20 protein-coding genes and 4 tRNA genes are annotated in these 24524 nt (G+C 68.3%); 14 read left to right on the plus strand and 10 right to left on the minus strand.

The window, feature by feature from the left end; all coding sequences use genetic code 11:
* The first annotated feature begins 38 nt into the window (after positions 1 to 38).
* The 7 genes from QE438_RS05230 to QE438_RS05260 all read left to right on the plus strand — a co-directional run bounded on the left by QE438_RS05230 (position 39) and on the right by QE438_RS05260 (position 3651).
* Positions 39 to 917 carry a LysR family transcriptional regulator gene (locus QE438_RS05230; protein WP_306992005.1) on the plus strand — a complete coding sequence of 293 codons (879 nt, stop codon included), beginning with the start codon at positions 39 to 41 and terminating at the stop codon, positions 915 to 917.
* Positions 918 to 1039: 122 nt separating this feature from the next.
* Positions 1040 to 1621 (plus strand): histidine phosphatase family protein, encoded by a 582-nt coding sequence (locus QE438_RS05235; RefSeq protein WP_306992003.1) that lies wholly within the window; start codon positions 1040 to 1042, stop codon positions 1619 to 1621.
* A 165-nt stretch (positions 1622 to 1786) separates the two neighbouring features.
* A tRNA-Ala gene (locus tag QE438_RS05240) sits at positions 1787 to 1862 on the plus strand.
* Positions 1863 to 1915: 53 nt separating this feature from the next.
* Positions 1916 to 1991: transfer RNA gene (locus QE438_RS05245), tRNA-Glu, on the plus strand.
* A 50-nt stretch (positions 1992 to 2041) separates the two neighbouring features.
* Positions 2042 to 2117: transfer RNA gene (locus QE438_RS05250), tRNA-Ala, on the plus strand.
* A gap of 67 nt (positions 2118 to 2184) precedes the next feature.
* Positions 2185 to 2260, plus strand: a tRNA-Glu gene (locus QE438_RS05255).
* Positions 2261 to 3174: 914 nt separating this feature from the next.
* Positions 3175 to 3651, plus strand: a complete 477-nt coding sequence (locus QE438_RS05260) for a hypothetical protein (protein ID WP_130531442.1) — start codon at positions 3175 to 3177, stop codon at positions 3649 to 3651.
* Between the two features lie 9 nt (positions 3652 to 3660).
* Here the strand turns inward: QE438_RS05260 and QE438_RS05265 are convergent, their stop codons facing one another.
* Together QE438_RS05265 and QE438_RS05270 are read right to left on the minus strand one after the other, a co-directional pair.
* Positions 3661 to 4155 (minus strand): DUF1249 domain-containing protein, encoded by a 495-nt coding sequence (locus QE438_RS05265; protein WP_130518411.1) that lies wholly within the window; start codon positions 4153 to 4155, stop codon positions 3661 to 3663.
* Positions 4156 to 4301: 146 nt separating this feature from the next.
* A complete protein-coding gene (locus QE438_RS05270; RefSeq protein ID WP_130518795.1) occupies positions 4302 to 5123 on the minus strand; it encodes a pyruvate, water dikinase regulatory protein in 822 nt (273 codons plus the stop codon).
* 154 nt (positions 5124 to 5277) lie between these two features.
* Here QE438_RS05270 and ppsA point away from each other — a divergent pair, with 154 nt between their 5' ends.
* Complete coding sequence (gene ppsA / locus QE438_RS05275) at positions 5278 to 7653, plus strand: phosphoenolpyruvate synthase (RefSeq protein WP_306991999.1); 2376 nt, start codon at positions 5278 to 5280, stop codon at positions 7651 to 7653.
* 8 nt (positions 7654 to 7661) lie between these two features.
* Positions 7662 to 8615, plus strand: coding sequence for a mechanosensitive ion channel family protein (locus QE438_RS05280; RefSeq protein ID WP_306991996.1), 954 nt, complete (start codon positions 7662 to 7664; stop codon positions 8613 to 8615).
* 500 nt (positions 8616 to 9115) lie between these two features.
* On the opposite strand, the gene orn is transcribed toward QE438_RS05280, so the two are convergent.
* Positions 9116 to 9685: an oligoribonuclease gene (orn, locus tag QE438_RS05285; RefSeq protein ID WP_130522547.1), complete on the minus strand. Its 570-nt coding sequence runs from the start codon at positions 9683 to 9685 to the stop codon at positions 9116 to 9118.
* A 312-nt stretch (positions 9686 to 9997) separates the two neighbouring features.
* Between orn and QE438_RS05290 the strand changes: the two genes are divergently transcribed.
* Complete coding sequence (locus QE438_RS05290; RefSeq protein WP_306991994.1) at positions 9998 to 11065, plus strand: acyltransferase; 1068 nt, start codon at positions 9998 to 10000, stop codon at positions 11063 to 11065.
* 32 nt (positions 11066 to 11097) lie between these two features.
* Here QE438_RS05290 and tadA read toward each other — a convergent pair whose 3' ends face one another.
* On the minus strand, positions 11098 to 11607 hold the full coding sequence (tadA, locus tag QE438_RS05295) for a tRNA adenosine(34) deaminase TadA (protein ID WP_306991992.1): 510 nt from the start codon (positions 11605 to 11607) through the stop codon (positions 11098 to 11100).
* A gap of 319 nt (positions 11608 to 11926) precedes the next feature.
* On the opposite strand from tadA, the gene QE438_RS05300 reads away from it, so the two are divergent.
* On the plus strand, positions 11927 to 12541 hold the full coding sequence (locus QE438_RS05300; RefSeq protein ID WP_306991990.1) for a superoxide dismutase: 615 nt from the start codon (positions 11927 to 11929) through the stop codon (positions 12539 to 12541).
* 97 nt (positions 12542 to 12638) lie between these two features.
* Here QE438_RS05300 and QE438_RS05305 read toward each other — a convergent pair whose 3' ends face one another.
* Both QE438_RS05305 and QE438_RS05310 read right to left on the minus strand, forming a co-directional pair.
* Positions 12639 to 13457, minus strand: coding sequence for a formate/nitrite transporter family protein (locus QE438_RS05305; protein WP_306991988.1), 819 nt, complete (start codon positions 13455 to 13457; stop codon positions 12639 to 12641).
* Between the two features lie 195 nt (positions 13458 to 13652).
* The gene (locus QE438_RS05310; protein ID WP_306991986.1) at positions 13653 to 14807 is read right to left on the minus strand and encodes an MFS transporter; all 1155 of its coding nucleotides are present in this window, start codon (positions 14805 to 14807) and stop codon (positions 13653 to 13655) included.
* Positions 14808 to 15063: 256 nt separating this feature from the next.
* Between QE438_RS05310 and QE438_RS05315 the strand changes: the two genes are divergently transcribed.
* Positions 15064 to 16014 (plus strand): LysR family transcriptional regulator, encoded by a 951-nt coding sequence (locus tag QE438_RS05315; protein WP_306991984.1) that lies wholly within the window; start codon positions 15064 to 15066, stop codon positions 16012 to 16014.
* A gap of 156 nt (positions 16015 to 16170) precedes the next feature.
* Positions 16171 to 17139 carry a threonine dehydratase gene (locus tag QE438_RS05320; RefSeq protein ID WP_306991982.1) on the plus strand — a complete coding sequence of 323 codons (969 nt, stop codon included), beginning with the start codon at positions 16171 to 16173 and terminating at the stop codon, positions 17137 to 17139.
* A gap of 69 nt (positions 17140 to 17208) precedes the next feature.
* Here the strand turns inward: QE438_RS05320 and QE438_RS05325 are convergent, their stop codons facing one another.
* Positions 17209 to 18039, minus strand: a complete 831-nt coding sequence (locus QE438_RS05325; protein WP_306991980.1) for a helix-turn-helix transcriptional regulator — start codon at positions 18037 to 18039, stop codon at positions 17209 to 17211.
* A 98-nt stretch (positions 18040 to 18137) separates the two neighbouring features.
* Between QE438_RS05325 and QE438_RS05330 the strand changes: the two genes are divergently transcribed.
* Positions 18138 to 19028, plus strand: coding sequence for an SDR family oxidoreductase (locus QE438_RS05330; RefSeq protein ID WP_306991978.1), 891 nt, complete (start codon positions 18138 to 18140; stop codon positions 19026 to 19028).
* Between the two features lie 91 nt (positions 19029 to 19119).
* On the opposite strand, the gene QE438_RS05335 is transcribed toward QE438_RS05330, so the two are convergent.
* The 3 genes from QE438_RS05335 to QE438_RS05345 form a co-directional block, all read right to left on the minus strand.
* A complete protein-coding gene (locus QE438_RS05335) occupies positions 19120 to 20223 on the minus strand; it encodes a glycoside hydrolase family 43 protein (protein WP_306991976.1) in 1104 nt (367 codons plus the stop codon).
* Positions 20224 to 20368: 145 nt separating this feature from the next.
* On the minus strand, positions 20369 to 22726 hold the full coding sequence (locus QE438_RS05340; protein ID WP_307184003.1) for a Tat pathway signal protein: 2358 nt from the start codon (positions 22724 to 22726) through the stop codon (positions 20369 to 20371).
* Positions 22727 to 22840: 114 nt separating this feature from the next.
* Entirely contained in the window at positions 22841 to 24460 is a 1620-nt protein-coding gene (locus QE438_RS05345) for a DUF5597 domain-containing protein (RefSeq protein WP_306991974.1), read from the minus strand.
* Positions 24461 to 24524 lie beyond the last annotated feature (64 nt).

Below are 24524 nucleotides of genomic sequence, written 5' to 3' on the forward strand. Positions count from 1 at the left end.
CCTTGCAAGGGGGACTTCCATATCTAGAATGTCTGGCCATGGAACTCCGTCATGTCCGCTACTTTCTCGCCCTGGCAGAGGAGTTGAATTTCACGCGCGCGGCTGCGCGCGTCGGAATCGCCCAGCCACCATTCAGTTCGCAGATTAAGGATCTGGAGCAGGAGCTCGGGACCCAGCTCTTCCACCGGATCCCACAAGGTGCCGAACTCACGAGCGCCGGCTTGGCGTTCCTCTCCGTTGTCCAGGTCATGCCTGAATTGGCCGAGCAGGCCGCCCGCGCTGCGAAGAGAGCGGCACGCGGCGAAGTCGGCGCACTCAATATCGGGTTCACTGCGTCCTCGGCATTCAATGCGGTCGTGCCCCGCACCATCCGTGCCTTTCGTCGTGCATATCCGGATGTCCGGGTGAATCTTGAGGAGGCCAATTCGACACGTCTGGTCAGCGGTCTGGACGAAGGCACCCTGGATGTCGTCTTCCTGCGCCCCAACCCGGCGGTGGCCGAGCGCTTCCAGCTGCGCGCGCTCTCCGAGGAGCCGTTGGTCGTGGCGTTACCGGATACACATCCAGCGGCTGCAGGCACCGTCGTTGCGCTGAAAGACATCGCGGCCGACCCGCTCCTGCTCTTTCCGAGAGCGGTGGGGCCTACGCTTTACGACACGATCGTCGGCGCCTTCCGGAACATCGGGTGCGAGCCGAGTATTGGACTGTCTGCGCCGCAGATCGCGTCTGTCATCAATCTGGTGGCATCCGCATTCGGCATCGCCTTGGTCCCTGCGTGCATGTCACAGCTCGCAGTCCAGGGAGTGGCATACAGGCAGATCGACGGTGAGGCGCCGGTCGCGAGGATTGCGCTGGCCACCCGACGGGGCGAGACCGCCTCTGTCGTGAGGAACTTCCTCGCCACTGCGATCGCCTGAATCTGTCGCTCGAGGAGTGCCACTGCGTCTACGTCCCAGCACCTCCGGAGATGTATCGTCAGGGTCCACACATCGTGCGGAAATGCCTACGATGCGGTTTCCTTTGATCTGGCGAGACGGCCTTGGCGATCTATCTCATCCGGCATGGCGAGACCAAATGGTCGCGGTCCGGCCGCCACACCGGCAGCACCGATATCCCGCTGACCGAATACGGCGCGCAGATGGCCAGCGCGCTTGCGCCCCTGCTGGCCGGCGTGCGCTTGGCCAGCGTGCTGGTCAGCCCGCGCCAGCGCGCCCAGGACACCTGCCGGCTCGCTGGTCTGGGGCGTGATGCGCAGATCGAGCCGGATCTGGCCGAATGGGACTACGGCGACTACGAAGGCCTGCGCTCGACCGAGATCCAGGCCGCGCGACCCGACTGGGACATCTGGCACGACGGCTGCCCCGGCGGGGAATCGCCGGCGGCCGTGTCCGCGCGCGCCGACCGGCTGGTCGTGCGTCTGCGTGCGCTGCCGGGCGATGTGGCGGTCTTCAGTCACGGCCACTTCGGGCGTGTGCTGACCGCGCGTTGGCTGCAGCGGCCGGTCGACCTGGGTCAGCATCTGATCCTGGATCCGGCCACGCTGTGCGTGCTCGATCTGGACGCCCGCCACGCGAACGTGCCGGTGATCCTGCGCTGGAACGTGTCCGCGCCGCCGGCCTGATGGTTCTGGCGAGATCTGCCGCGACGGCTTCGGTGCAGCGGGGTCGTCCTGGCGAGCGCGTTCGCGCAGCACAAGTCAGGCCCGGCAATGCTCTGTGCGATTTCCTTCGCGTGATGCTTGCGGAAGGCCCGGGCCGTCATTAGAATGCCGGGCTCCCAAGACACCGGGGCCATAGCTCAGCTGGGAGAGCGCCTGCATGGCATGCAGGAGGTCGGCGGTTCGATCCCGCCTGGCTCCACCACGTTTCAAGCGCAGTCGTTAGGCCCGTCTGCGAAGCAACACAGGTTTCACCGCGTCCCCATCGTCTAGAGGCCTAGGACATTACCCTTTCACGGTAGCGACCGGGGTTCGAATCCCCGTGGGGACGCCAAGTTGTACGAAGAGCGCAGCGTTGTCCGGCTGCGCTTTTTCTTGAAGTTCGGGGCCATAGCTCAGCTGGGAGAGCGCCTGCATGGCATGCAGGAGGTCGGCGGTTCGATCCCGCCTGGCTCCACCACTTCATCGCCGCATCCAAGACGCGCGGGTCGGAAGACCGACCTATTCGCGTCAGATGTTCCAGACGCGTCCCCATCGTCTAGAGGCCTAGGACATTACCCTTTCACGGTAGCGACCGGGGTTCGAATCCCCGTGGGGACGCCAGGTTTTACGGAAAAGCGCAGCGCTCACCCGCTGCGCTTTTTTGTTTGCCGAGGTTTTGGCGTAAGCCTGCCTATGCCTTGAGCGGGCCGAAGAGCTCACTTCGAAAGGATCGAAGCGCTCACTTTACCAACCAGCCTCGACCCGACCGGGCGTGGCTCCTCGGCTCGGTCCGCCATCCCTGGCGGACTCGCCGCCGCGGGCCATCCCTGGCCCGCTGCACGCCCGCCCAGATCGAGGCCCTGCGGCGGACGGATCAGGACTTCTTCCAACTCGAAGGCATCGAGCAAATGCTCTGCCCCCTCCCTTTCGCCGCAGGCGAAGGGGAGGGCCGGGGTGGGGTGCTTTTGTTTTTGCTTCTGCGGCTTGATCGGGAAAGCCCCGACCCCTCCCCATCCCTCCCCTTCGCCTATGGCGAAAGGGAGGGGGCCTCAAGTCGATGGTCTCCTGACACTGATCGCAGTGCGCGCAAGGCTGGGGTTCGAACACCCCGCGAACCGAAGCCTCGTGACCTGACGCGCGCGGCAGCGGGCCGGCGGGCGGTGGCCGCGCCTAGCGAGGCAGGAAGCCGAGCGCCCGAGTAGGGGCAGGATGCCCCGACCGAGGGAAGAGCGGATGCCGCTCGCCGGACCGCTGCCCTTCCGAAGCCATGGCGCCCACAGTTGAAGCCGTAGCCGCCGCAGTCGAAGCTATATCGCTCACAGTCGAAGCTATAGCGCTCCCCGCAAAAGCGCGGGATGCAGGCAAGCTCGACATGCAATTCGCGAGCGCGAGGTCGGCAAGCATTAGCCCCGCATGAAGGAGAACGCGCCCGAATCTTCATGCTCACGCCACCCCAGTTTCATCAAAATAAACAGGCGCAACGCCGTGCTTGCGATGTCGCCCCGCGTTCCGCCTGCCGATCCCTAGGAGTCTCGATGTCGAAGCCAGCCAGTGCCCTGTTCGCCCGCCATGAAACCGCTTTCGCCAGCTGGATCCGGCGCAACGGCTATGCGCCCGCGGAGGCTGTCGAGTACTTCTTGAACGACTCGCCCTACTTCAAGGGCGAGACCGAGCACCTGGATGCGCAGCAACGTGCGGAGCTGGTGGAGCAGACCCGCGTGTTCCTGAGCAAGCTCAGCACCGAGAACCACTTCGCCATGCAGTTCCCCACGGTGTATCTGTGCACCGACAAGCAGGGGCGCCGGCTGCGCTACACCATCACCATGACCATCGGCGAAGACAAGGCCGAGTGGATCGGCCGCGTGTGGGCGGGCAGCGAGTATCTGGGCGAAGTGGCCGGCAGCGGCAGCGGCCCCAAGGCCAACTACCTGGCCCTGGCGCGCATGCATGTTGAGTCGCAGATCGACTGCGCCGACGCGATCGTCAAGCGCCCCCTGCCCGACTTCTGGTAAGCGCCCGCCTCAGGCGAGCGCGGACGCCTCGGCATCGACCGCGTCGACGCGGCGCAGCGTGGCCACGCCGTGGCCGCGCTCGGACAGATACTCCAGCCACTTGCCCAGGAAGGTGTTCATGCGCATGCGGTGGCTGATCAGCTCGGCCGGCGGCGGGAAGAGTCCGATCACGTCCTGCCAGCGGCGCCCCACGTAGCAGTGCGTGGCCTCGGCCTGGCGCGCATCGCGGTACACCCGCACGAACGCCGACGGATCCGGCTCGCCGGTCTGCGGATCGATCAGGCCGTAGGTCAGGCGCAACTCGACCGTGTAGCGGTGTGTCTCGATCACGTCCACCCGCAGATCCAGGCCATCGCCGATGCTGGACACGTACTGGCCCGGCGCCAGGTCGATCGGAGCGAACAGCCGCGCCAACCGGCCGTAGTTTTCCGCGTACAGCCCCATCAGCCAGCCGAAGCGGCCCAGCTTGGGGAGGTGCGCGGCTCGGGAGAGCGTCAATGCCATGGGGGGATCCTACACGCTGGCAGGCGCATGCGGCAGCATTGACGCCCGGTGGGTTGTGCACCTAACGTGGAGGTCCGCCCGCGCTTTTCCAACCGCCGGGCCGGCACCGTTTTCAGCGCCGTAAAGCCGGGCAGATGCCAGCGGCTTCAGAGCATTTCGCGCTGCAGGCCCAGGGTGGACATCACCTTGCTGGCGATTTCCTCGATCGAAGTGTGCGTGGTGCTCAGCGTGGGCAGCCGCTCGGTGCGGAACATGTCCTCCGCCGCGGCGACCTCGCGTTTGCAGGTCTCGAACTTGGCGTAGCTCGAGTTGGGCCGGCGCTCCTGGCGGATCTGGCACAGCCTGTCCGGGTCGATGGTGAGGCCGAAGAGCTTCTTGCGATACGGGCGCAGCCTGGCGGGCAGCCGGTCGGTTTCCAGATCCTGGTCGGTGAGCGGGTAATTTGCCGCCTTAACCCCGTAATGCAGCGCCAGATAGACGCAGGTGGGGGTCTTGCCGGCGCGCGACACCGCGACCAGGATCAGGTCGGCCTCGTCGTAGTTGATCGCCACGCCATCGTCGTGGGTCAGCGCGAAGTTCATCGCGTTGATACGGCGGTGATAGGCCTCGAAATTGACGATGCCGTGCGCCTGGCCCACGCGCGACTGGCGCACCGCGCCCAGTTCGCGCTCCATCGGATCGATGAAGGGCGCGAAGACATCGAGCATCAGCGCACCGCTGGAGGCCAGCGCCTGGGCGATGGACGGATCGACGATCGAGTGGATCACGATCGGGCGCGCATCGTGGCGCAGGCCCGCTTCGCGGATGCGTTCGATCGCATCGCTGGCTTTTTCCGGATCGTCGACGAACGGAATCCGGTCGGTGATGAAGGAGAAACCGGAGAACTGCGTGAGCAGGCTATGCCCAATGGTTTCAACGGTGATACCGGTTCCATCCGAGACATAGAACACCGGCCGGACACTCGACATTGCCTTCATCCTGTCTGTTGAAACTGAAAACCCCGCCAATTCAAGCTTGTGATGCTTGTTTTGGCACTGCATCATAACCGCCTTTCCCCCTAGGACGCGGCCCGACGCTGCAACCCCACCGGGTGTGGCAACGGCTGCTATCGGAGCGTAGCGCTTGAACCAGAACATCCTGTGGCTGCATGAGCTTGGCTTGTCGGATTTGGCCCGCGTGGGCGGCAAGAATTCCTCGCTGGGCGAGATGATCGGCAACCTGGCCCAGCTGGGCGTGTCGGTGCCTGGCGGCTACGCCACCACGGCCGAGGCGTTCAAGGACTTCATCGCGCACAACGATCTGTCCAAGCGCATCTTCGACAAGCTCGAGACGCTGGATGTCGAGGACGTCGGCGCGCTGACCGCGGCCGGCAAGGAGATCCGCGGCTGGGTCATCGATGCCCCGCTGCAGCCCGAGCTGGACAAGGACATCCGCAGCGCCTACGCGCAGCTGTCCGCCGAGAACGGCGGCGGCGATGTGGCCGTGGCGGTGCGTTCGTCGGCCACCGCCGAGGACCTGCCCGATGCGTCCTTCGCCGGACAGCAGGAGACCTTCCTCAACGTCACCGGTGCCGACGATGTCGTGCACAAGGTCAAGGAAGTCTTCGCCTCGCTCTACAACGACCGCGCGATCGCCTACCGCGTGCACCATGGCTTCAAGCACGAGGACGTGTTCCTCTCGGCCGGCGTGCAGCTGATGGTGCGCTCGGATGTGGGCGCCTCGGGCGTGCTGTTCACCCTGGACACCGAGTCCGGCTTCCGCGACGTGGTGTTCGTCACCTCCTCCTTCGGCCTGGGCGAGATGGTCGTGCAGGGCGCGGTCAATCCCGACGAGTTCTACGTCTACAAGCCCACGCTCAGCGCCGGCAAGCCGGCGATCCTGCGCCGCTCGCTGGGCAGCAAGCAGGTGCGCATGGTCTATTCGGATGTGCCGGGCGAGCGCGTGCGCATCGAGGACACGCCTGGTGAGCTGCGCAACACTTTCTCCATCAGCGATGAGGATGTGCAGGAGCTGTCCAAGCAGGCGCTGATCATCGAGAAGCACTACAAGCGCCCGATGGATATCGAATGGGCCAAGGACGGGGTCAGCGGCAAGCTGTTCATCGTGCAGGCGCGCCCGGAGACGGTGAAGTCGCGCAGCCATGCGACCCAGATCGAGCGCTTCGCGCTGTCGGCCAAGGGCGCCAAGGTGCTGGCCGAAGGCCGCGCGGTGGGCGCCAAGATCGGTGCCGGCGTGGCGCGCGTGGTGCGCTCGCTGGAGGACATGGACCGCGTGCAGCCGGGCGATGTGCTGTTCGCCGACATGACCGATCCGGACTGGGAGCCGGTGATGAAGCGCGCCAGCGCCATCGTCACCAACCGCGGCGGCCGCACCTGCCATGCCGCGATCATCGCGCGCGAGCTCGGCGTCCCAGCCGTGGTCGGTTCGGGCAATGCGACCGAGCTGGTCCAGGACGGCCAGGAAGTCACCGTCAGCTGCGCCGAGGGCGACACCGGCTTCATCTACGACGGCGTGCTGGAGTTCGAGCGCACCACCACGGACCTGGGCAACATGCCGCCGGCGCCGCTGAAGATCATGATGAACGTCGCCAACCCCGAGCGCGCGTTCGACTTCGGCCAGCTGCCCAATGCCGGCATCGGCCTGGCGCGCCTGGAAATGATCATCGCCAGCCACATCGGCATCCATCCCAAGGCGCTGCTCGAGTACGACCAGCAGGACGCGGCGACCAGGAAGAAGATCGACGCCAAGATCGCCGGCTACGGCGCGCCGGTGGACTTCTACGTCAACCGCCTGGCCGAGGGCATCGCCACGCTGACCGCCTCGGTCGCGCCCAATCCGGTGATCGTGCGCCTGTCGGACTTCAAGTCCAACGAGTACGCCAACCTGATCGGCGGCACGCGCTACGAGCCGGAGGAAGAGAACCCGATGATCGGCTTCCGCGGCGCCAGCCGTTACGTCGATCCCTCCTTCACCGATGCCTTCGCGCTGGAGTGCCGCGCGGTGCTGAAGGTGCGCAACGAGATGGGCCTGGACAACCTCTGGGTCATGATCCCGTTCGTGCGCACGCTGGAGGAAGGCCGCAAGGTGGTCGAGGTGCTGGAGGCGAATGGCTTGAAGCAGGGCGAGAACGGCCTGAAGATCATCATGATGTGCGAGGTGCCGTCCAACGCGCTGCTGGCCGAGGAGTTCCTGGAGATCTTCGACGGCTTCTCGATCGGCTCCAACGACCTGACCCAGCTCACCCTGGGCCTGGACCGCGATTCGTCGATCGTCGCGCACCTGTTCGACGAGCGGAATCCGGCGGTCAAGAAGCTGCTGTCGATGGCGATCAAGGCCGCGCGGTCCAAGGGCAAGTACGTGGGCATCTGCGGTCAGGGCCCCTCGGACCATCCCGACCTGGCCGAGTGGCTGATGAAGGAAGGCATCGAGTCGGTCTCGCTCAATCCCGACACCGTGGTCGATACCTGGCTGGCGCTGGCCAAGACCAAGGCCGCATGATGGGGGCGATGCACGCGCTGCTGGCCGCGACGACCGCCGCGCCGGCACCGGCCAGGGCGGCCGGCGCACCAGCGTTCGACTGGAGCACGGTGGACTGGGCCGGGATCCTCCTGAACTGGGGGATCGCGCTGGTCATCGTGGTGGTGGGCATGTGGCTGTCCAGGCGCCTGAGCCTGGCGCTGGAGCGTGCCCTGACCCGCGCCCGCGTGGAGAGCACGCTCAGCAGCTTCCTGCGCAACGTGTCCTACGCGGTGCTGCTGGTGCTGGTGTTCGTCAGCGCGCTGACCAAGATCGGTGTGCCCGCGACCTCGCTGGCCACGGTGCTGGGCGCCGCCGGCCTGGCTGTCGGCCTGGCGCTGAAGGACTCGCTGTCCAACATCGCCTCGGGCGTGATGCTGATCGTGCTGCGGCCGATGCGCGATGGCGACCATGTGGTGGCGGCCGGTCAGGAAGGCATCGTCGATGAGATCCGCGTGTTCCAGACGCGCATCCGCGCCTTCGACCAGCGCGTGATCACCCTGCCCAACAGCACCATCACCACCGCGCCGATCATCAACTACTCCACCCTGCCCACGCGCCGGCTGGAGATCACGGTGGGCGTGGGCTACGACGACGACCTCAAGCAGGCCCAGCGCATCCTGCTGGAGATCGCCGAGCAGAATCCGCTGGTGCTCAAGGACCCCAAGCCGTTCGTGCAGGTCACCAACCTGGGCGAGAGCAGCGTGGACCTGATGCTGTTCGCCTATGCCAACAATGGTGATTTCGGCAGCGCCAAGAGCACGGTGATCGAGGCGATCCGCAACCAGCTGCTGGAGCAGGGCCTGTCCATCCCCTACCCGCAGCGCGATCTGCATGTCTATCATCACGACGCCGACGGGCGGCCGCTGGCCGAGGTGCTGACCAAGGCCGTGAGCGACGATGGCGATACGGGCGCGGGGCCTGGTGCGGCCAAGGGCAATTAGCGCGCGGCTTTATCGTGTGAGTTGAACAGCAATAAGGCGGCCAAGGCCGCCTTCTGCTATCTGTAGCTGGGTGGGAGCAGGTGTCTCCTCAAATCTTGCGGCGGTCCGCCTGTAGAGCGGAGCTTGCTCCGCTGGGGCTTTTCCCGCGAATTGAACGAAGAGCAGCGGAGCAAGCTCCGCTCTACAGGTGGGAGCCGCCCGTGGCGGCGACGGGTTTTCCCCGGTTTCTCGGTCCCCCAGCTGCACCCAGAAGTCAGACTTCCCTTCCTGAGGAAACCCACCCGTCGTTCCCGCGAACGCGGGAACCCGGCGTCTTGATCCACCGCGCGAAAGTCCCTGGATTCCCACCTTCGCGGGAATGACGGTAGGAAGTGGCTGGCGTCTGTCAGTCGCCGCCCTTGTGTGAGCCGCCATGGCGGCGATGGGGCTCTACCGGGAAAGCCACATCGCCGCCATGGCGGCTCCCACCGAGCTAAGTTCGCCGCGAGATTGCAGCGTGCTCAGCCTTGCTCTGGCAGCGCCAGCTGCGCCAGGTAGCGGCGGTAGTGGCGCAGCTCGGCGATCGAGTCGTGCACGTCGCTCAGGGCCGTGTGCGAGGACTGCTTCTTGACGCCCTCCAGCACCTGCGGCGCCCAGCGCCGCGCCAGTTCCTTGAGCGTGCTCACGTCCAGGTTGCGGTAGTGGAAGTAGCGCTCCAGGCGCGGCATCAGCCGGTGCAGGAAGCGGCGGTCCTGGCAGATCGAGTTGCCGCACATCGGCGAGGCGTTGGCCGGCACCCAGCGCGCCAGAAACTCCACGGTCGCCGCCTCGGCCTGGCCCAGGGTCACGGTGCTGGACACCACCCGGTCCCACAGCCCGGAGCGCCGGTGCTGGTTGCGGTTCCATTCGTCCATGCGCTCCAGCGCGTCGAGCGGATGGGCGATGGCGAACTCGGGTCCCTCGGCCAGGATGTTGAGCTGGGAATCGGTCACGACCGTGGCGATTTCCAGGATCGAATCGCGGTCCGTGTCCAGTCCTGTCATCTCAAGATCGATCCAGATCAGGTGGCTGGCGTTGAGGGCTGTGGTCATGGCGAAGAAGTGAGCGGAACAGTCGTTCATCATAGCGCAGCGCTTCTGTGCGGCCGTCGGCGCGGGCTGTCCGGTGCAGGGACGCGCTCGCGTTATGGACGATGCAGATCAGCCATTACGGAGCCCGGCGTGCGCAACCCGCCTTACTTGCAGCCCGCGGCGGACGCCGGTGCATTGTCCACAAGTCCTATCCCCGCAGCGACGCATTCGCGCGATGGTGGGAATGTGGGAGCCGCCACGGCGGCGACAGGGATTTATCGGGAAAGCCTCATCGCCGCCGTGACGGCTCCCACGGAAGCGGAACGGCGCGTTGTGAGCGTCGGCAAGGAGCACATGCCGGCGCTGGATGGCGTGCGCGGGCTGGCGGCGCTGGCGGTGGTGGTCTCGCATCTTCCGGGCAAGTCCGCGGCCTGGGATCGGGTGAACTTCGGTGCGTGCGGGGTGCTGCTGTTCTTCGCGCTCAGCGGCTTTCTGATGGCCTACCTGCATCTGCACCAGGACTTCAACGCGCAGACGGTGCGCCGCTTCTGCGTGGCGCGGGTGGCGCGCATCGTGCCGCTGTACTACCTGGTGGTGGTGCTGTCGTTCCTGGTCTCGTATTTCGTCCACCAGGGCTTCCACTACCAGATGGATGCGGCGCAGCTGGTGCGGCATCTGGCCTTCGTCGGTTCGGTCGGGGTGTTCTGGTCGGTGGGGCCGGAGTTCCAGTTCTATGGCTTCTTCGTGCTGCTCTGGGGGCTGACGCTGCTGCGGGGCACGCCACGGAGCCTGGCGCTGGCCGCGCTGGGGCTGTTCGTCTTGGCCAGCTACGTCACCTCGCCTGCCCTGCCCGGCGTGCTGTTCGTGACCAAGCTGCATATCTTCCTAGCGGGCGTGGCGGTGTCCATGCTGCGTTGGCGCCTGCTGCAGCGCCAGGCGCTGTTGCGGCCTGCGAGCATCGGCGGCCTGCAGCTGCTGGCCTGCCTGGGCGTGGTGCTGCTGCTGATCCCCTATCAGCACATGCTGCTGCCGCTGTTCCCGGCCGGCGAGGTCGCGGAGCATGAGCACTGGTACTACTCCGATCTGGCGCGCACGCTGATGGCGGCCCTGGCGGTGCTGGCCTTCTCCTTCCGCACCCGCGCGTCGGACGCCTTGCTGGCCAATGCCGCGGTGCGCGAGCTGGGGCGCACCAGCTTCTCGCTCTACCTGCTGCACATGCCGGTGCTGGACGCGATGCAGGCGCTGGGCCTGTTCGGCCGGATCAATCCCTGGGTCGCCGGCATCGGCTGCGTCCTGGCGAGCGTGGCGCTGGCCGCGCTGGTCAATCGGGCGATCGAGACGCCTGCGCGGCGCTGGGTGACGCGCCGGCTGGGCGCATCGCATCCCGTCCCGGCAGGCTGAGGCGCGGATCGGCGCTGCGGCCGATCCGCCGGTCAGTCCAGCAGAGGCCGGCCGCGCTTGGCGCGGAAGTAGTTGGTCAGGCGCCGGCCCGCCTCCTCGCCCAGGACCCCGCCGGTGACCTGCACGCGATGGTTGTGGCGCGGGTCTGCGAGCAGGTCGAACACGCTGCCGGCAGCGCCGGTCTTGGGATCGGAGGCGGCATAGACCACGCGCGCCAGCCGGGCATGGACCATGGCCATGGCGCACATCGCGCAGGGTTCGAGCGTGACGTAGAGCGTGCAGCCCACCAGCCGATGGTTGCGCAGGTGCGCCCCGCCCTGGCGCATGGCGACGATCTCGGCGTGCGCGCTCGGGTCGTGGTCGCAGCGGTTGCGGTTGCCCCCCTGGCCGATGCAGTGGCCGTCGGCATCGACGAGCACCGCGCCGACCGGGATCTCGTCCAGCTCGTGCTGGGCCTGATCGGCCACGGCGAAGGCCTGACGCATCCAGGCCTCGTCCTGGGCATCGGGCGCGCGGGCGATGGCCTCGGCGGCGGGATCCATGACGACACGGTCTCTTGAGGGGGACGAGGGCGCGATTCTACGCGGCGCCCCGGCGCCGTTCACGCCGCGCTACCCGGATGGGGCGACAATTCGGCCTGCACCAGCACCGCTGACGTGCGGCCCCGGGCCAACGACCCCGCCGTAGACGCAACGCGAATGCCGCCCACGCGCGGCCCCTCTAGCGCAGCGTCATGATCGATCAGCCCTCTCCTTCGACCCCGGTTCTCCAGGCAAGTCTTGAACTGCGCCTGGCGGCCCGTCGTGGCCCGGCGCGCTCGATCCGGCCTGCCCTCCCGATCATCCACCCCATGGAGGCACCATGAGCTACACCCTGCCCGATCTCCCCTACGCCTACGACGCGCTGGAACCCAACATCGACGCCAAGACGATGGAGATCCACCACAGCAAGCACCACCAGACCTACGTCAACTCGCTCAACGCGGCGGTGGAAGGCACGCCGTGGGCGGAGCTGCCGGTCGAGGAACTGGTGGCGCGCATCGGCGAGCTGCCCGACAAGCTCAAGGGCCCGGTCACCAACCATGGCGGCGGCCACGCCAACCATTCGCTGTTCTGGACGGTGATGTCGCCCAAGGGCGGCGGCGAACCCAGCGGCGAACTGGCCGCGGCGATCGACGCCGAGCTGGGCGGCTTCGAGGCGTTCAAGAAGGCCTTCACCCAGGCGGCGATCACCCGCTTCGGCAGCGGCTGGGCCTGGCTGTGCGTGGACAAGACCGGCAAGCTCAGCGTGGAGAACAGCGCCAACCAGGACAGCCCACTGATGCAGGGCCTCACGCCCATCCTGGGCCTGGACGTGTGGGAACACGCCTACTACCTCAAGTACCAGAACCGCCGGCCCGAATACATCGAGGCCTTCTACAAGGTGGTCGACTGGAACGAGGTGGCGCGCCGCTACCAGGCCGCCAAGCAGGGCTGAGTTGTTGCGGCGGGCGCGCTGCGATGGCGCGCCCACCGCTTCCATCGCGTGGTGCGGGACGCGGCCTGGTCGCGTCCCGCACCCGCCAGGCGGCTCGCTACTCCACGTCCGCCTTGACCTGCGCGTGGCTCATCAGCGCGAAGATGAAGGTGCCGCCGAGCACGTTGCCGACCAGGGCCGGCAGCACCACGCCGGCGAGCGAAGGCCAGACCTGCGCCTGGCCGAGCAGGATCACATACATCACCTCGATCGTGCCCACCACCACGTGGGCCACGCCGGCCACGCCCATCAGCCAGGTCACGATCACGATCATCGCCAGCTTGTTCTGCTCGATCGCGTGCAGCATCCACACCAGCGTGGCGATCAGCCAGCCGGCCAACACGGCGGTGCCGAAGGTCGTGGCCAGCGGCACCTGGCCCAGGTGCAGGCCGATCTCCAGCAGCGCCTTGTCCACCTCGGGCGTGAACATCGGCAGCCAGGCGAACACCGCTGCGGCGATGAAGCCGCCCACCAGATTGCCCAGCAGCACGATGCCCCACAGCCGCAGCAGCCGTCCCAGGCTGCACAGGCTGAAGTTGCGCATCACCGGCAGGACCGGGGTGATGGTGTTCTCGGTGAACAGCTGCTGCCCGGCGCTGATGACGAAGACGAAGCCCAGCGCATAGCCGGCGGCCTCGATCAGGAACGCGGCCGGCGCATCCGGCAGGTACGCCTGCAGCAGCGCCCGGCCCAGGAAGGACATGCTCATCGTCATGCCGGCGGCGATGGCCGACCAGAACAGCGCGAAGAAGTCGCGCGCCAGCTCCTTCTCGCCCTGCCGGCTGATGCGCTCGTGCACGGCGGCCGCCTTGGACGGCGCGCGTTCCTCGAGCTCTTCCTCGCGGACGTTGTCCAGCTCCGCGACCGGTTCGGCCATGGCGGTGATCCAGGGTGTGGGGGCGCACATCGTAGGGACTGGCGGTGTCTGGACAGCGTGCACGGCGACCCGGCCGTCCTGCGTTCCGTCCCCTTGTCGGGCATGGCTCGGCAATGGCGCTGGCGATGCAGACTCGGTGTCGCCTCCCCTGCCCAACCCGCTCCGTGCCCACGTCCGCGTTTCGGAGCGCCGCACTCAGGGCTGCCTTATCCGCCAGGGCCTCCGCGCCAGCACTGCGAAAGCGGCCAACGCCGCGAACAGCCAGCCGCTCCAGACCGTCCCCTGCATCCCGAATGCATCCATGAAACCGCCGCCAACGGCCGCGCCCAGCACCACGCCGAGGTTGGCGGCGGAGACAAATAGGCTGGTGACGAACTCGGGCGCGTCCGGCGCGGCCGAGGTCATCCAGAGTTGGCTGACGATCAGGCCGCTGGTATGCGCGGCGCCCCACAGCAGGCAGAGCGGCAGCATGATCGCCAACGAGGCCGATGCGTACGTCAGCAGCACGCCGTAGGCGGCCGCCAGGACCACGGGATAGAGCAAGACGGTTGCGGCCAGTCGATGGCCCAGCGCGCGTCCGGCCAGCAGGTTGCCCAGCACGCCGCCGACCCCGAACACGCCCAGCAGCAGGCCGATCGCCTCACCACCCAGGTGCGCTTGTCGCGCCAGGTATTCGGCGGCGTAGCTGTAGACCGAGAACATCGCGGCGAACACGCACACCGTCGCGGCGACCGACAGCCAGACCGCCGGCCTGCGCAGGACCGCCAGCACCGTCCCCGGAGCATGGGGCCTGGCCTGATGCCTGGGGGGCAGCATGCTCCACACGCCGACGGCGGCCATCAGGCTCACCGTGGCGCAGAAGTAGAACGAGGCCTCGTAGGACAGCGTGGCCTCGATCCAGGTCGCCAGCGGCACGCCCAGCACCAGCCCCAGCGTGGTGCCGAGAAAGGCCATCGAGGTGGCGTGCGCGGCGCGCTGCGGCGGGTACAGCGACACGGCCGCAGCGAAGGCCACCGAGAAGAACACCGGATGCAGCAGCGCCGAGGGCACCCGCAGCGCCATCAGCGCGCCGAAGCTGGGCGCCCAGGCCGACAACAGGCTGCACAGGCTGAAGACCAGCAGGCAGGCGGCCAGCACCTTGCGCCGGTCCAGGCGCGAGAGCCACAGCACCATGGCCGGCCCGCACACCGCGACCACGGTCGCGAACAGCGCCACCAGCCCGCCGGCCTGGGCCACGCCGACACCGTAGCGCTGGACCACGGCCGGCAGGATGCCGACCACGCCGAACTCGACCACATACAGGCCGAATAGGCCCAGCGCGATGAAGAACAGGGGCCGGGTGCCGCTCATGGCCGCGCCTTGCACTGGCGTGCGGACAGCGCCCGGCATGCGGGGGCGCACGCCGGCGTGCTGAAGGCCTGAAGACCCTCGGGCAGATGCGCAGGTGGAGCATCCTGGGGTTGGCGGAGTACGGAATGCGTCATGGCAGGGCCTCGATCGGGTGGGCAATGCCGCGACGATAGAAACCCCTTGATTGGAGAAAAAGCGGGCTACAGTTCCTCGATGTGCGGAATCAAATGTCCGCAATCCTCAAGGAGAGCCGATCGTGGAAAGCCTGACGGGCTTTGCGGTGTTCATGCAGGTCGCCGAGACGCGCAGCTTCGTCGCCGCCGGCCGGCTGCTGGGCGTGTCGGCCTCGGCCGTCGGCAAGCGCGTGGCGCGGCTGGAAGACAAGCTCGGGGTGCGCCTGTTCCATCGCAGCACGCGCAGCGTCACCTTGACCGCCGAGGGCCTGCTGTTCCTGGAGCGCAGCCGCCGCATCCTGGCCGAGATCGAGGCGGCCGAGCTGGAGCTCTCGCAGGCGTCCGCCGCGCCGCGCGGCCGTCTGCGGGTGAGCCTGCCCCTGGTCAGCTCGCTGGTGCTGCCGGTCCTCGGCGATTTCATGCGCGCGTATCCCGAGATCGAGCTGGACCTGGACTTCACCGACCGGATGGTCGATGTGGTCGAGGAAGGCTTCGATGCCGTCGTGCGCACGGGCCAGCCGGCCGACTCGCGCCTGTCGGCCCGTTGCCTGGGCAGCTTCCAGATGCGGCTGGTGGCCTCGCCGGACTATCTGGCGCGCCGCGGCACGCCGATGACGCCCGCCGATCTGCGCCACCACACCTGCCTGCACTATCGCTATCCCAACAGCGGCAAGCTGGAGACCTGGGCGCTGCGGCGGGCCCCGGGCGAGCCCGAGCTCCAACTGCCCACCTCGATGATCTGCAACAACATCGAGGCGCGCCTGTGTTTCGCCTTGCGGGGACTGGGAATCGCCCACCTGCCGGATTTCGCCATCGATGCGTTGCTGGCCGAGGGGCGGCTCAAGTCGATCCTGACCGAGCATGTAGAGCGCAGCGGCGTGTTCCATGTGCTGTGGCCGGCAGGCAAGCATCCCTCACCCAAGGTTCGGGCCCTGGTCGACTTCCTGTGCGCGCGTGTGTTTCCGCAGACCGAGCGCAGTCCGCCTGCGCCAAGCGATCGGCGCGGCCGGCGGCGCGCCGCCGCATCTTCCTGAGCCGCGCGCTCGCGCATGCCGAGCCTGCCTCGGCCATGCTGCACGATCCGAAAGACTTCCCCTCGGCGCCCGCATGCTGCTCGGCCGCGCGCTCCATTCCGCCGATTTCGTCGATATGCTTCGAGCTTTCCACCCTGCCCGGTTACCTGGTCCGCCATGCGTTTCTCCTCCGACGAGATCGCCGCAGCGCTTGCCACCGTGCGCGCCGCCCTGCCGCCGACGCCGCAGTACCGCTGGCCGCTGATCGAACAGGCGCTCGGCGCCGAGGTCTGGATCAAGCATGAGAACCACACGCCCGTGGGCGCCTTCAAGGTGCGCGGTGGGCTGACCTATTTCGAGGAACTGCGCCGCACCCAGCCGGAGGTGCGGCAGGTGATCAGCGCCACCCGCGGCAACCACGGGCAGTCGGTCGGCTTCGCCGCGCGCCGCCACGGCCTGCAGGCGACCATCGTGGTGCCGCATGGCAACTCGGTGGAGAAGAACGCGGCCATGCGGGCGCTGGGCGTGGAGCTGGTCGAGTATGGCGAGGACTTCCAGGCCGCCTCGGACCACGCTGCCGCGCTGGCGCGCGCGCATGGCCTGCACCGCATCCCCTCCTTCCATCGCGAGCTGGTGCGCGGCGTGGCCACGGCCTATGTGGAGTTCTTCGAGGCGACCAAGGTCGCTGGCGGAGCGCCGGATGTGCTGTTCGTGCCCATCGGCCTGGGCTCGGGCTTCGCCGGCGCGGCGGCGGCGCGCGCCTATTGCGGCGTGAGCACGCGCCTGGTCGGCGTGGTCTCGGCGCATGCCGATGCCAGCCTGCAGTCCTGGCGCAGCGGCATGCTGGTGGAGTCGCCCGCCAACACCCGTCTCGCCGACGGCATGGCCTGCCGTCTGCCGGTGGCCGACGCGATGGCGGTGGTGCGCGCCGAGGCCGAGGACGTGGTCGCCGTCACCGACGACGAGGTGGCCGCCGCGATGCGCCTGCTCTACACCGCCACCCACAACCTGGCCGAGGGCGCCGGCGCCGCTGCGCTGGCGGCGGCCATGCAGCAGCGCAGGTTCTGGGCGGGGCAGCGCATCGGCGTCGCGCTCACCGGCGGCAATGTGGATGCGCCGCTGTTCGCCGAGGTGCTGGCCGGGTGAGGCCCGGCGTCCGGGTCGGTCGCCCCGCCCTCTCGCGGCGGGCCTGACGGATGCTGAGTTCGATCCGCGTCAGGCGGACGCGGCGGCAAGCGCCCTGATGCGCTGCGCGACGTCGGGATCGGTCGGGTTGTAGACGATCATGCTCAGGTCCGGCCGACCGTCGACGGCGAAGGCCGAGTATTCCAGTGCGATGGGCCCCAGCTCCGGATGCAGCAGGCGCTTGAGGTGTTCGCCGCCGCCCGCGTCGAGCACTTCGTTGTCGTGCCACAGCGCTTCGAACTCCGGGCTGAGCCTGCAGAGCTCGTCCACCAGCTCACCGACTTCGGAGGCCAGGCCGGCGCGCGCCACGTCGGCGCGGAAGCCGCCCACCACGAAGCGGGCCACGCTGTCCCAGTCGTGCTGCTTGGCGCGCGCGGCCGGATCGCGGAACAGGAAGTAGAGGATGTTGCGCTGGCCCACCGGCAGCGCGCCGTAGTCGGTCAGCACGACGGTGGCGGCCCGGTTCCAGGCCACGATCTCCCAGGTGGCCGTGCGGATGATCGCCGGGCTCGCGTCGAGCAGATCGAGCAACCGCTGCAGGCGGGGGCTGACGCTGTCCACCGCCTTGTAGCGGACCTCGGGCGGCCGCCCCAGTCCGAGCATGAACAGATGTTCGCGCTCGGCCTCGGTGAGCATCAGCGCGCTGGCCACGCGGTCCAGGACCTCAGGCGAGGGCGCGCCGCCGCGGCCCTGCTCGAGCCAGGTGTACCAGGTCGGGCTGATGTGGGCGCGTTGCGCGACTTCCTCCCGGCGCAGCCCGGGCGTCCGCCTGCGACCGGTGAAGCCGAAGCTGGCCGGGTCCAGGCGCGTGCGGCGGCTTCTCAGGAATTCGCCGAGGGATTTGGCCGTGCCGACGGGCATGCGGAGCCTGTTAGTCGCTTTACTAGGATGAGATCACTAATTTACCGGTATGGTGTTCGGCCAGATAGTGCGCAGCTCCACGCTCAGGACACCGCACCATGCGCATCTTTCTTACCGGCGCGACCGGCTTCATCGGCTCGGCCCTCGTCCCCGAACTCATCGGCGCAGGCCACCAGGTCATCGGCGTCAGTCGCTCCGACGCGGGCGCCCAGGCGCTGCGCGACGCGGGCGCCGAGGTCTATCGCGGCACGCTCGAAGATCCCGAAGGCCTGCGTGCCGGCGCCGCCCAGGCGGACGGCGTGATCCATACCGCGTTCGATCACGACTTCTCGCGCTTCGTCGAGAACTGCCAGAAGGACGGGCGCGTCATCGCCGCGCTCGGCGAGGCGCTCAAGGGCTCCGACCGTCCGCTGGTCATCACCTCGGGAACGGGATTCGGCATTGCCCGCGACGGCGAACTGGCGAGCGAGGACGTCTTCAATCCCGACCATCCCAATCCGCGCGTCGCCTCCGAGCTGGCCGGCAATGCCCTGCTGGAGGCTGGCGTGAATGTGTCGGTGGTGCGGCTGCCGCAGGTCCACGATCCGCTCCGGCAGGGCCTGGTCTCGCCGCTGATCGCCGTCGCCCGCGACAAGGGCTACGTCGCCTATGTCGGCGAGGGCCGCAATCGCTGGTCGGCCGGGCATCTTGCCGATGTGGTGCGCCTGTATCGGCTTGCCGTGGAGGCGGCCGTCCGCGGAGCGCGCTATCACGCGGTCGGCGAGGAAGGCGTCAGCAGCCGCGACATCGCCGAATCGCTCGGTCGCGGGCTGAAGCTGCCGGTGGTGTCGGTCGCGCCGGAAGAGGCCCCGGCCTACTTCGGCTGGCTGATGCACTTCGCCGCGCAGGACATGCCGGCCTCCAGTGCCCTCACCCAGGCGCGGCTGCACTGGCATCCGACGGGGCCGACGCTGCTCGCCGATCTCGACCTGGCTCGCTACGCGCAATAGTCGTCGTGCAACAGGCCCGGGAGCGAGGCTGCTCAAGCCCCACATCCCGGGTGACGAACGGCTCGCTTCTCGCCTCGTCGGATTCGGGACTTCAGCGCGGCGTTGCGGCGACGGCCGTCCGGTCCAATGACCAGTCCGCATGCCAATCGACGCGGAAGCGGTCGCCTTCGACCTGCAGCGGCAGCCAGACATAGCGTCCGTCGATGGCGTTCTCGGGGTTCCAGCGATCGCCCATGTAGATGAAGCGACCCGGCTGGCCCGGCATGGGCAGGATGTAGGCACTCTGGCTGTGGAAGGTGAGCGCCGCGTCTTCGCCCTGCGCGGGATTGCCGAATTCGGTCCAGGGCCCCAGCGGCGATGCCGCGCTGGCGCCGTGCGCGGTATTGGGCTTCCAGCCCGTGCACTCCGAGCCCATGAAGAAGTAGCGCCCGGCATGCTTGAAGATCGCCGGCGCCTCCAGCCACTGGTCCACGAAGATGCGCTGATAGTCCTGCTCGGTGTCCAGGTAATCGGCCGTCAGGCGCGTGACATGCATCGTGGCGTTGCCTTCGGAGCTGTAGAACAGGTAGGCGGTGCCGTCGTCATCCTGGAACAGCGTCATGTCGCGCGACTGTTGGCCATTGGGCTGGAACGAGCGCCGGTAGCGGTACGGCCCGGCCGGCGCATCGGCGACCGCCACGCCCACGCGGGCGTCCTTGTAGCCATGCCCTGCCCGTTCCAGGTGGAACCACATCACGTACTTCCCGATCGCCACGTTGTGCAGCACCTTGGGGCGCTCGATGATGGCGCCATCGGCGATGTCCGACGCGGGATCCTTCGACACCGGCAGCGCGATGCCGCGCGCATCCCAGTGCAGCAGATCGCGGGACTGATAGACCGACACGCCGACATGCGCCGCGTTGCCGCCCTTGCCCGCGGTCTTGTACTCGCCGAACCAGTAATAACTTCCATCGGGCGCCTTGAGCATCCCGGCGCCATGGGCGTTGATCACCTCGCCCTGGCGGTCGTGCCAGCGCTCGCCGGGCACGATGGAGGCTGGCTTGTCGGCGGCCGCGGCCGACCAGGACGCAAGCAGAAGGACGGCGGCGGCCGCCAGCAGCCGCCCGATGTGTGGCCTGGGGCGTGCACCGCGATGGCCACGCCGGGCCTGTGCCTCCCCGACCGTGTGTGTATACGACTGACGCAGTTGTTTCATCCTCAGACCCCTTGCCTTGGCACTGCAGATTGTTCGAACTGACGGCCGACCTGACGCGGGGCGGCAGACGGCGGGTGGTCACCGGCTTGAAGGTCGCCCGATTCGCTGTTCTCGGCACCCAACATGAGCGCTGGGCTGTGCGACCTCACGCGTAGCGCGCCTCGATGCTGACCTTGCCGCTCGCGCTGAAGGGAAGCGCGACGCGATCGCGATGCGGCCCGCTCAGCGCCGCCGGGACGCCCGCGATGCTGACCTCGCGCAGCGTCTTGCCGGCGGGCGCACGCAGCGTCAGCCAGACGGCCCTGGGCTTGAGCGCGGGCAGGCTGACCTCCGCCCGGATCAGGCCCTGCTCGGGCTGGGCCTGCATCGACACGCCAACCCTGCCCCACGGCGTCGGCGCATCCTCGATGAGGATCGGCTTGCCGGTGGCCAGCCAGTCGCGCGGCAGCGCGCGCGCCAGATACAGGTCCTGGTCCTGGTCGAACACCAGCATCCAGCGCAGCAGCAGCGGCACGGTCATCTGCGCGGGCATGCAGAACAGCGGCATGCCGCCGGTGATGCCGGCCACCTCGCCCGCGGTCCAGCTGCCGCGCGTATGTGCCTGATAGCGGTGCGCGTAGAGGAACAGCAGGTATTCCTCGATCCGGTCCAGGCGCAGCAGCTGCTGGGCGTAGCCGTAGGAGATGAAGCCCAGGATGTCGCGCCCTTCCGGCGTGGGCTTCCAGATGTTGGAGACGATGCCCAGAGTGGTGCCGCCATGGCCGCGCAGGCAGTCGATCACCAGGTGCGCCAGTGCATCCGGCAGCACGTCGGCCTGCAGCAGCTCGGCATAGGCGCGATGCGACCAGAGCTGCTCGCTCTTGCTGGGATCCTCCTGCGACATCGCCTGGCGGAAGGTCTCGCGCGTGCCCGGCAGCGGGCCGACATAGGCGGGCTTGAGGTCGGTGCGGATATCGGTGCGGATGGATTCCAACAGGCGCTGGCGCAGCTGCCTGGCGCGTTGGCGCCACTGGCCGGAGCGGCCCGGCGCGCCGGCGATCGTCGTCCACACCGCCGCGATGTCCTCCCAGCCGCGGATCGCCAGGGCGCTGTTGCCGAAGTACGGCTTCCACCACAGCGAAGGGTCCGGATACAGGCAGGCGTCGGATTCGCTCCAGCCGTGGATCAGGCCATGACCGCGATCGTCACGCGGCAGCTGCAGGCTGGCGTCATGCAGCTCGACCAGCAGCTGCGCCGTGGCCTCGATCTTGCCCTGGTGCTGGCGCAGCAGCGCGACATCGCCGGTGTAGCGCAGGTAGCGCGCCAGCAGCGACAGGGTCAGGCCGAACTGGCCCGTCTCCGGGCCGCGCATGTTCACCAGGCCGTCGGGCTGGGTGTAGTCGGACAGGTAGTTGTCCAGCACGGCCCGGGCCTGGTCGAAGCGGCCCCATTCCAGGTTGGCATACAGCGAACTGGTGAAGGTGTCCTGGAAGCCGTCGTACTCGTTGCCGACGTAATCGCGGTCCACCGCGCCGTACTTGGGGAACACGCCGCCCGGCCGCACGATCAGCTCGCGGGCGAAGGCGAACCGCGCCATGTCGGGCCAGCTGGCATCCGGCAGTTCCAAAGTGCTGGCCTGCGCCAGCTGCGCCTGCCACGCGGCGGCGAAGTCGATCATTCCGCGATAGAAGTCCTGCGCACTGGCCGCGCCCCGGCGCGGCGGATAGTCGGGATAGCTGTAGCCGTAGACCGTGCGCACGGGCTTGCCCTGCTCGACCAGCACCGCCCGATGCCAGGTCTGCACCACGAACGCGTCGTGCGCATTGACGTCGGCGAACACCAGCAGGTCGTACCAGCGCCCCTCGCCCGCCGGAATCACCTTGTGCACGGCCGGCATCCAGCCGCCCAGCAGGCCTTCGCTGCGATGGGCGACCTTGTCGGCATCGGCCAGCTCCGGGAAGTACTGGATCGCCCGATAGGTGCGGCTACGCCCGTCGGGATAGATCGGCATCGTGTCCTTGCCCTGCACCGTGCCCACGAATGTCGTCCAGGGCAGGCGACCGTTGTAGTCCTTCGGATCCAGGCGCGAGGCCGGTGGCGGTGCGGCATCGCGCACCTCGGCCTCGCTTGGGTCGCCTTGGCGCAGCAGCCGGTCGGCCAGCAGGTCGGCTTCAGCCATGGCCAGCTCGGCCAGCGGCATGCCGAAGTACGGCGTGTCGCTGCTGCCCCACACCGCCTCGGTGCGCTTGCCCAGCTCCAGCACGCCGGCCGCGCAGGCCAGCACCAGTGCCCCCTGCGGCGTGCGCAGGTCCTCGTGCACGGTCCAGGCCTGACCCCGATGGGTGAAGGCGGTCAGCGCGGTCGACCCCGCCAACTCCACGCTGCTGGCCGGCCGCAGGCGCGGCGGAGGGGCGGCAACCGGGGCGACGCCAGCCTGTTCGGTGGTCAGCCCGGCGGCGGCAGGAAGCAGGCCGGCGGCCGCCGTGGCAGCCACGCCGTGGCGAAGGAAGTCTCTGCGGTCCATGGTGCCCACGCGGTTGAATGATCAAGCCGCATCGTGCGATGCCGGCGCGCGCGCGTCTTGTCCGACACGCCGCTGGCAGGTGCGGCTTTTCGCACAAGCGCGGCGCGTGCGGGCTCAGTAGGTGCCGACCGTGACCCGCAGCACCGGCGGATCCTCGCGCCCGAAGTTGAGCCCGTAATCGGTCTGGTCGCCGTTGAGCAGGCGCTCGAACCGCCATTGCCCGTCCTGGTAACGGCCCTGCTCCACCCGCAGCAACTGGCCGTGCCGACCATCGTCGGCCACGCGCGCCAGTTCCGCGCGCGCGGCGAAGCCGGTCAGCAGGAACTGCTCCGGCGCGGTCTGCACCACCAGCAGGCGGCCGGCGTGGTCGCTGTTGCCGGGCAGGATCGGATCGGCATCGCCCCAGGCGGGCGCGCCGTAGGACACGCGCACCTCCCAGTCGCCGAAGCGCAGCGTGCGCCGCGGCTGGCCGGGCTGCTCGGCCACGGCCTGCAGGCGTCCCTCGAAGGCGGCCTTGGCCAGGATCCGCTGCATCGGCGCCAGCAGCCCGAAGTTGGCCGCATGTGCCGCGCTGGCGGCCTCCTTCTCCGGCGAGTCGGCGCCGTCCACGCCGAACACCGAGAAGCCGATGCCACCCTGCCCCAGCACATGGAACAGATACGGCGCGGTGCCCGGCTCGAAGCCCGTCTCGGACACCCAGGCCGGGTTGTCGGCGCGGGCGTACTGCCCGATCACCTTGGTGTATTCGTTGTAGTCGTTGGTATAGATGTCGGTGCCGATGAAGTCGATCGACGGGCTCGCCGCGCGCCACAGCTCGAACATGTTCACCGTCGCGCCCCCGGAGGGGTAATCCAGCCCGGGATACTTCTTGCCCTTGTAGCGCAGCCAGGTGTTGACGTACATCGGCAGCGGATAGACCTGCTTGCCGGCGGCGGCGACCTGCTCGATGTAGTGCGCGGTGGCGTAGGCGTTGAAGGCCTCCTCGGCGTCCGGCCCGAACACCTGCTGCCAGGTGCCGGCCGGCTTGCCCAGGCGGGCCGTGATCGCCGCCGGCACCGATTGGGCGAAGGCGGCGTTGGCGGCGGCGCCATGGTCGCGCACGGTGCCGATCGCGCCCGGCTCGTTCTCCACCTGGACCAGGATCACCGTGTGGCGCTGGCCATCGATCTTGCGCAGATGCGCCATCAACGCGCTGAAGGCGCGCTGGTCGGCCTCGAGGTTGGCGCGGGCATGCGGCGAGAGCACCTCGGTCGGCTGCCCTCGCTCGTCCAGGGCGCGCGGGTACGTGGTGGCGTCGCGCTTGATCCATTCCGGGACGTAGTGCATCTGGCCGTTCTTCCAGCTGCCGAACCACAGCAGCGCCACGCGCAGGTCGCGCTGGCGTGCCTGTGCGATCAAGGCATCGAGGTTGGTGGTGTCGTAACGGCCAGGCGACGGCTCGAACTGCTCCCAGTACACCGGCGCCTCGACCGTGTTGGCGTGCAGGGCCACCACCTGGTCCAGCGCACCGGGGAGCACGGCCGGCCAGGCGCTGGAGTTGTGCAGCTGCGCGGCCAGCACCGTGTAGGGTGCGCCGTCCACCAGCAAGGCATAGCGGTCCTGCGCGCGGATCAGGCGCGGCAGCTCCTGCGCCGCGGCGTTGGCGCACAGGCCGAACAGGAGCAGCCCGGTCGCGGCCCGGCGGAGAGACCAGCGCACTGCGCCGCGACGGATGTTGAAGCCAGATGCGGTCATGGAGAGGGTCCCAAGATGTTCCAGTGCGGCATGGCGCCGCCCTGTGGTGAAAGACGAGGAATTC

Source organism: Pseudoxanthomonas sp. SORGH_AS_0997, from assembly GCF_031453535.1.
GTDB classification, from domain to species: Bacteria; Pseudomonadota; Gammaproteobacteria; order Xanthomonadales; family Xanthomonadaceae; genus Pseudoxanthomonas_A; species Pseudoxanthomonas_A winnipegensis.

What these genes read in the sequence shown, in the direction of transcription:
- QE438_RS05230 (WP_306992005.1), top strand. Translation starts at nt 39, where the DNA reads ATGGAACTCCGTCATGTCCGCTACTTTCTCGCCCTGGCAGAGGAGTTG.
- QE438_RS05260 (WP_130531442.1), top strand. Translation starts at nt 3,175, where the DNA reads ATGTCGAAGCCAGCCAGTGCCCTGTTCGCCCGCCATGAAACCGCTTTC.
- QE438_RS05265 (WP_130518411.1), bottom strand. Translation starts at nt 4,155, where the DNA reads ATGGCATTGACGCTCTCCCGAGCCGCGCACCTCCCCAAGCTGGGCCGC.
- QE438_RS05270 (WP_130518795.1), bottom strand. Translation starts at nt 5,123, where the DNA reads ATGTCGAGTGTCCGGCCGGTGTTCTATGTCTCGGATGGAACCGGTATC.
- QE438_RS05280 (WP_306991996.1), top strand. Translation starts at nt 7,662, where the DNA reads ATGCACGCGCTGCTGGCCGCGACGACCGCCGCGCCGGCACCGGCCAGG.
- orn (WP_130522547.1), bottom strand. Translation starts at nt 9,685, where the DNA reads ATGACCACAGCCCTCAACGCCAGCCACCTGATCTGGATCGATCTTGAG.
- tadA (WP_306991992.1), bottom strand. Translation starts at nt 11,607, where the DNA reads ATGGATCCCGCCGCCGAGGCCATCGCCCGCGCGCCCGATGCCCAGGAC.
- QE438_RS05300 (WP_306991990.1), top strand. Translation starts at nt 11,927, where the DNA reads ATGAGCTACACCCTGCCCGATCTCCCCTACGCCTACGACGCGCTGGAA.
- QE438_RS05305 (WP_306991988.1), bottom strand. Translation starts at nt 13,457, where the DNA reads ATGGCCGAACCGGTCGCGGAGCTGGACAACGTCCGCGAGGAAGAGCTC.
- QE438_RS05310 (WP_306991986.1), bottom strand. Translation starts at nt 14,807, where the DNA reads ATGAGCGGCACCCGGCCCCTGTTCTTCATCGCGCTGGGCCTATTCGGC.
- QE438_RS05320 (WP_306991982.1), top strand. Translation starts at nt 16,171, where the DNA reads ATGCGTTTCTCCTCCGACGAGATCGCCGCAGCGCTTGCCACCGTGCGC.
- QE438_RS05325 (WP_306991980.1), bottom strand. Translation starts at nt 18,039, where the DNA reads ATGCCCGTCGGCACGGCCAAATCCCTCGGCGAATTCCTGAGAAGCCGC.
- QE438_RS05330 (WP_306991978.1), top strand. Translation starts at nt 18,138, where the DNA reads ATGCGCATCTTTCTTACCGGCGCGACCGGCTTCATCGGCTCGGCCCTC.
- QE438_RS05335 (WP_306991976.1), bottom strand. Translation starts at nt 20,223, where the DNA reads ATGAAACAACTGCGTCAGTCGTATACACACACGGTCGGGGAGGCACAG.
- QE438_RS05340 (WP_307184003.1), bottom strand. Translation starts at nt 22,726, where the DNA reads ATGGACCGCAGAGACTTCCTTCGCCACGGCGTGGCTGCCACGGCGGCC.
- QE438_RS05345 (WP_306991974.1), bottom strand. Translation starts at nt 24,460, where the DNA reads ATGACCGCATCTGGCTTCAACATCCGTCGCGGCGCAGTGCGCTGGTCT.